Annotated in this window: 1 protein-coding gene and 1 pseudogene; one reads left to right on the top strand and one right to left on the bottom strand. The window is 71.3% G+C overall.

The window, feature by feature from the left end; translation table 11 throughout:
- A pseudogene (locus tag D7X74_RS41565) lies at nt 1-511 on the bottom strand (hypothetical protein); the annotation flags it as partial.
- 335 nt (nt 512-846) lie between these two features.
- On the opposite strand from D7X74_RS41565, the gene D7X74_RS41560 reads away from it, so the two are divergent.
- Nucleotides 847-1987: serine/threonine-protein kinase (locus D7X74_RS41560; RefSeq protein WP_147446900.1), on the top strand; the 1141-nt coding region annotated here is incomplete at its 3' end.

The raw sequence follows: 1987 nt of genomic DNA, 5'->3' as shown, positions 1-1987 counted from the left end.
ACCCCAGCCCGTGCAGCAGCAGGCCCGGCACCACCGCCACCACCACCGGCAACGGCTTGAACGGAGGAAGCGGCGCCTCCTCCCGCACCAGTCGGACGCGCGGCTCGGACACCCGGCCCCCGCCTCGCGACGGCGCCTCGTCCTCCGAAGCGAAGGAACCGGACCGCTGGAGCTCACCGGCCTCCGCGTAGACCGGCACGCCGCCGTCGCGCTCGGGCGCCACCACCGGACCGGACTCCGCCGCGGACGCCGTGGGCACGGGCCGGGGCCCTTCCTCCTTCAGCACCCGGGCCATCACCTCCGGCGGCACCACCGACGCCCGGGAGCCCTTGCGCACCGGCACGTCCCGGGGCACGTCGCTGCCGCCCAGCTCCGGGCTGCTCGCCAGCAGTTGGAACGCGGACAGCCACCCGCCCTCGTCCTGCGCCCGCGCACGCCCCGGGGCGAGCATCAGCCCGAGCACCACCGCGAAGGTGGCCACTCCGTTCCACACCGGGCGCGCTTGCCCCATGGCCGTTGTCTCGCTTCCCTGGAGGCGGCCTTCCCGCCACCCCCATCCGGACCCGAGGTCCTGGATGGCGCAGGTGATAACCCCGCGCCCCGGAAGCGCTGAATGAAGCGCCGTGAAGAAGTGTGAACCGCGACAGCAGCCCACCTCACACCCGCCGCCCACCCACCCTGGACGTCCAGTCATTTCCACGGGTTGTCACAACCCACCACGCCCGCCTCCCCCCGGTTCAGCACCTGGAGCGAAATCTTCGCATGCCATGCGAGCGCGCCCGGGACTTTCGGGCGAAGGCGAGTATGCTCGGGCTTTCCCCCTTTACCGGCCCCGTCTGATCGCCCGTGGCAGAACCCAGTCCCCAGCAATTCGGCAAGTACGTCCTGGTCTCCAAGATTGCCGCGGGGGGCATGGCCGTCACGTATCGCGCGCGCCTGACGGGGGCGGCCGGCGTCACGAAGCCGTGCGTCATCAAGCAGATCCTCCCGCACTTCGTGGACGACCACGACTTCGTGGAGATGTTCATCAGCGAAGCGCGCGTCGCGGCCGGCCTCACGCACGGCAACATCGCGCAGATCTTCGACTTCGGTGAAGTGGACGGGCAGTACTTCATCGCCATGGAGCTGGTGCACGGCCAGCCCCTGTCCAAGGTGCTGCGCCGCGCGGCCCGCGCCGGGGTGGGCTTCCTGCCGCAGCCCCTGGCGCTGCACATCGCCAGCAAGCTGTGCGAGGGCCTGGACTACGCGCACCGCCACGTGGGCGAGGACGGCCAGACGCTGGGCCTGGTCCACCGCGACGTGTCCCCCGACAACGTCCTCATCTCCTACGAGGGCGAGGTCAAGGTCATCGACTTCGGCATCGCCAAGGCCACGAGCGCCGTCGAAGCCAAGACGTCGCCGGGCACCCTCAAGGGAAAGTACCCGTACTTCTCCCCCGAACAGGCCCGGGGACAGCAGGACCTGGACGCGCGCACGGACGTGTACGCCGCGGGCATCGTCCTCTACGAGATGCTGTGCGGCCGGCGCCCCTTCGAGGGCGAGTTCGTCACCGTGCTGCCCCGCATCATCGACGGCGACTGCCTGCCCCCGTCCGCCATCAACCCGGGCGTGGGCGAGGACCTGGAGCAGATCGTCGCGCACGCGATGGCCGTGGACCGCGACGCGCGCTACCAGACGGCGAAGGACCTGAGCGAGTCGCTGGTGGAGATGCTCTACCGCGACACGCCGCGCTTCACGCCCACGATGCTGAGCCAGCTCATGTCCTACCTCTTCGCGGAGGAGCTGACCGCGGAGGGGCGCAAGGTGGAGCTGCCGCCCAGCTTCAAGGACCAGCTGGCCGCGTGGCAGTCCCCGTCGTCGGAGCCGTCCCAGGGCCGCGCGAGGATGCCGTCCAGCAACGGCCGCGCGTCCAGCCCCGGTGTGTCCCGGCCCTCCAGCCCCGGCGTCGTGTCCCGGCCGTCCAGCCCCGGCGTGCGCTCCCCCAGCG

The organism is Corallococcus sp. CA047B (genome assembly GCF_003612065.1).
GTDB lineage: Bacteria > Myxococcota > Myxococcia > Myxococcales > Myxococcaceae > Corallococcus > Corallococcus praedator.
The sequence above is the reverse complement of the archived record's forward strand: the minus strand, read 5'-3'. Positions and strand labels throughout refer to the sequence as shown.